This is a genomic window from Streptomyces sp. AcH 505 (assembly GCF_000818175.1).
Classification (GTDB): domain Bacteria; phylum Actinomycetota; class Actinomycetes; order Streptomycetales; family Streptomycetaceae; genus Streptomyces.
This window is the reverse complement of sequence record NZ_JTIY01000001.1, coordinates 543,497-547,439: the sequence shown is the minus strand read 5'-3', so window position 1 is coordinate 547,439 and position 3,943 is coordinate 543,497. Positions and strand designations below refer to the sequence as shown.

Here is a 3,943-nt window from a genome sequence, read left to right as displayed (position 1 = left end):
GGGGAGGCGGAGAAGCCGGCGCCCCCGGCCGAGCAGCGCCCTTCGCGGCTCTCCAAGCCCGAGCTGGAACTGCTGGAGTCCACCACGGCGATGTTCCGGCTGTGGGACGCGCAGTGCGGCGGCGGGCTGCGGCGCAAGGCGGTCGTCGGCCAACTCCACGAGGTGACCGACCTGCTGCAGGAGCCGCAGCCGGAGGCGACGTCGAAGCGGCTGTTCACCTGCGCCGCCGAACTGGCCGAGCTGGCCGGCTGGATGAGTTACGACGTCGGCCTCCAGCCCAACGCGCAGAAGTACTTCGTCCTCGCGCTGCACGCGGCGAAGGAGGCCGGCGACAAGCCGCTCGGCTCGTACGTCCTGTCGTCGATGAGCCGTCAGATGATCCATCTCGGCCGTCCTGACGACGCGTTGGAGCTCGTCCATCTCGCGCAGTACGGCAGCAGGGACTGTGCGACGCCGCGCACCCAGGCGATGCTCTACGCGATGGAGGCGCGCGCCTACGCCAACATGGGCCAGCCCAGCAAGTGCAAGCGCGCCGCGCGGATGGCGGAGGAGACCTTCGCCGACGCGGGCGGCGACGGCGAGCGGGAGCCCGACTGGATCCGGTTCTTCTCCGAGGCGGAGCTGAACGCGGAGAACGCCCATTCGTACCGTGACCTGGCATATGTGGCGGGTCGCAGCCCCACGTACGCGTCGCTCGCCGAGCCGGTCATGGAGCGCGCCGTCGAGCTGTTCGCCAAGGACGACGACCATCAACGGTCATACGCTCTTAACCTGATTGGCATGGCGACCGTGCATCTGCTCAAGAAGGAGCCCGAGCAGTCGGCGGCCCTGGGCCGGCAGGCGCTCGACATCGCCTGCAAGGTCCGCTCGGAACGGGTGAACACCCGGCTGCGCAAGACCGTATATACAGCTGCCAGGGATTTCGGCGGCGTGGCCGAGGTCACCGAGCTCACGGACGAACTGAACGCGCAGCTTCCGGAAAGTGCGGAAGCCGTCTGAAAAGCTCCGGCCGCGGCGCTCACCCCGTACAGCCCGACACGGCTCCCCCGCCGCCAGGACCGCAGGGTGGGTACCGCGGCCGGTTCATCTGCCCGTAACACAGAGGTTGCCTTCGTCACTGTCGTGAAACATCGAGCGGCACTGGCCGAAACCACCCTGGGCGATTCTCCTCAACACAGTCGGCCCACACCTCCCACACTCGGCAGGGGCCGTACCGACTCGCGAGGAGACGCCGGCCTTGAATGGCGCAGATACCGCATTCGTTTTGATCATGGCCGCGCTCGTCATGCTAATGACGCCCGGCTTGGCATTCTTCTACGGCGGCATGGTGCGGGTGAAGAGCGCCCTCAACATGCTCATGATGTCGATGATCTCCCTGGGCGTCGTCAGTGTGCTCTGGGTGCTCTACGGATACTCCCTGGCATTCGGCGACGACGCCGGTGGCGGGTTCATCGGCAACCTGGACCACATCGGCATGAAGGGCATCACAGCGGACACGCTGACCGGCGGAAAGACCGGCATTCCGGTCTTCGCCTTCGCCCTCTTCCAGCTGATGTTCGCCGTCCTCACCCCCGCTCTGATGAGCGGTGCGCTCGCGGACCGCGTGAAGTTCACCGGCTGGACGCTGTTCATCGCGCTCTGGGTCACCATCGTGTACTTCCCGATCGCCCACTGGGTCTGGCAGTCCGACGGATGGCTGTTCAAGCTCGGCGTGATCGACTTCGCCGGTGGTACGGCGGTCCATATCAACGCCGGTATCGGAGGCTTGGCGGCAGTCCTTGTCGTCGGTAAGCGCATCGGCTTCAAGAAGGACCCGATGCGGCCGCACAGCCTGCCGCTCGTCGTCCTCGGCGCCGGACTGCTGTGGTTCGGCTGGTTCGGCTTCAACGCCGGATCGGCGCTCGCCGCCAACGGCACGGCCGCGCTCATGGCCTTCAACACGCAGATCGCCACAGCGGCGGCGATGATCGGCTGGCTCGCCTACGAGCGGATCCGGCACGGCGCGTTCACCACCCTCGGTGCCGCCTCCGGCGCGGTCGCGGGACTCGTCGCCATCACGCCCTCCGGTGCCAACGTCAACGCGTTCGGCGCGCTGCTCATCGGTGTCGTCGCGGGTGTCATCTGCTCCTGGGCCGTCAGCCTCAAGTACAAGCTGGGCTACGACGACTCGCTCGACGTCGTCGGTGTCCACCTCGTCGGCGGTGTGATCGGTACCCTGCTCGTCGGCGTGCTCGCCATCGACGGTGTCGGCGGTGTCTCGCAGCTCGGCAAGCAGGCCGCCGGAGCGTTCTCTGTGATGGGCTACTCGTTCGTGGTCTCCTGGATCCTCGCCATGATCGTCCACAAGACGATCGGCTTCCGGGCCACCGAGGACGAAGAGACCAGTGGCGTCGACATGGCCTTCCACGCGGAGTCCGCGTACGACTTCAGCTCGGTGGGCGGATCGCTGTCCAACGGTCAGAATGGTGTGGCGCCCGACGCGCTGGCCGGGGCGACGAACAAGAAGGTGGACGCATGAAGCTCATCACCGCAGTCGTGAAGCCACACCGGCTGGACGAGATCAAGGAGGCCCTGCAGGCCTTCGGCGTCCAGGGGCTCACGGTCACGGAAGCCAGCGGGTACGGCAGGCAGCGCGGCCACACCGAGGTCTACCGCGGTGCGGAGTACACCGTCGATCTCGTACCGAAGATCCGCGTCGAGGTGCTCGTCGGTGACGACGACGCCGAGGAACTGCTCGAAGTCATCGTGAAGGCCGCACGTACGGGCAAGATCGGTGACGGCAAGGTCTGGAGCGTGCCGGTGGAGACGGCCATCCGGGTACGTACCGGCGAACGCGGTCCCGATGCCCTCTGAGGCACCGGAAACCGCTGGACCCAGCGGCTATGCGGCGGCCCGGCTGCGTCTTCTCCAGGAGAAGACGCAGTCCGGGCCGCCGCGCCGGGCCGCGCTCGCCAAACTGACCGACGACTGGCTGAACGCGCTCTTCACCACCGCCGCCAGGGAAACCGGCGCACGGGGCGTCGCGCTCGTCGCCGTCGGCGGCTACGGCCGCGGCGAACTCTCCCCGCGCAGCGACCTCGACCTGCTGCTCCTGCACGACGGCAGCGCCGAGTCGGTCGCCGCGCTCGCCGACCGGATCTGGTACCCCGTCTGGGACCTCGGGCTCGCCCTCGACCACTCCGTACGCACCCCCGCCGAAGCGCGCAAGACCGCCGGCGAGGACCTCAAGGTGCAGCTCGGACTGCTCGACGCCCGCCATGTGGCCGGCGATCTCGGCCTGCTCACCAAGCTGCGCACCACCGTCTTCGCCGACTGGCGCAACCACGCCGCCAAACGCCTCCCCGAACTCGACGAGCTGTGCCGTGAGCGCGCCGAACGCCAGGGCGAGCTGCAGTACCTGCTGGAGCCCGACCTCAAGGAGGCCCGCGGCGGGCTGCGCGACGCCACAGCGCTGCGCGCCGTGGCCGCTTCCTGGCTCGCCGACGCCCCGCGCGAGGGCCTGGACGGCGCCCGCCGCCGGCTGCTCGACGCCCGCGACGCCCTCCACCTGACCACGGGACGCGCCACCGACCGGCTCGCCCTCCAGGAGCAGGACCCCGTCGCCGCCGAACTCGGCCTCCTCGACGCCGACGTACTGCTGCGCCAGGTCTACGAGGCGGCGCGCACCATCTCGTACGCCTCCGACGTCACCTGGCGCGAGGTCAACCGCGTCCTGCGCGCCCGTTCCGTACGGCCCCGGCTGCGCGCCATGCTCGGCGGCAAACCGGCACCCGAGCGCAACCCGCTCGCCGACGGTGTCGTGGAGCAGGACGGCGAAGCCGTCCTCGCCCTCGCCGCCCGGCCCGAGCGCGACCCCGTGCTGCCCCTGCGGGCAGCCGCGGCGGCGGCCCAGGCCGGCATCCCGATCTCGCTGCACGCCGTACGGCGGCTCGCGGCCGCCTCG

General features: G+C 69.3%; 4 protein-coding genes. All 4 read left to right on the top strand.

The genetic code is table 11. The features are described 5' to 3' along the window. A partial coding sequence (locus HY68_RS02480) for a hypothetical protein (protein WP_063779607.1) occupies positions 1-999 on the top strand: 999 nt, incomplete at its 5' end. A gap of 238 nt (positions 1,000-1,237) precedes the next feature. Then, positions 1,238-2,518 (top strand): ammonium transporter, encoded by a 1,281-nt coding sequence (locus HY68_RS02475; protein WP_041983967.1) that lies wholly within the window; start codon positions 1,238-1,240, stop codon positions 2,516-2,518. Further along, on the top strand, positions 2,515-2,853 hold the full coding sequence (locus HY68_RS02470) for a P-II family nitrogen regulator (RefSeq protein WP_041983966.1): 339 nt from the start codon (positions 2,515-2,517) through the stop codon (positions 2,851-2,853). The genes HY68_RS02475 and HY68_RS02470 overlap by 4 nt, the downstream gene beginning before the upstream one ends. Next, positions 2,843-3,943 (top strand): nucleotidyltransferase domain-containing protein (locus tag HY68_RS44685; RefSeq protein ID WP_041983965.1); only part of this gene is annotated, 1,101 nt, incomplete at its 3' end. The genes HY68_RS02470 and HY68_RS44685, both read left to right, overlap by 11 nt.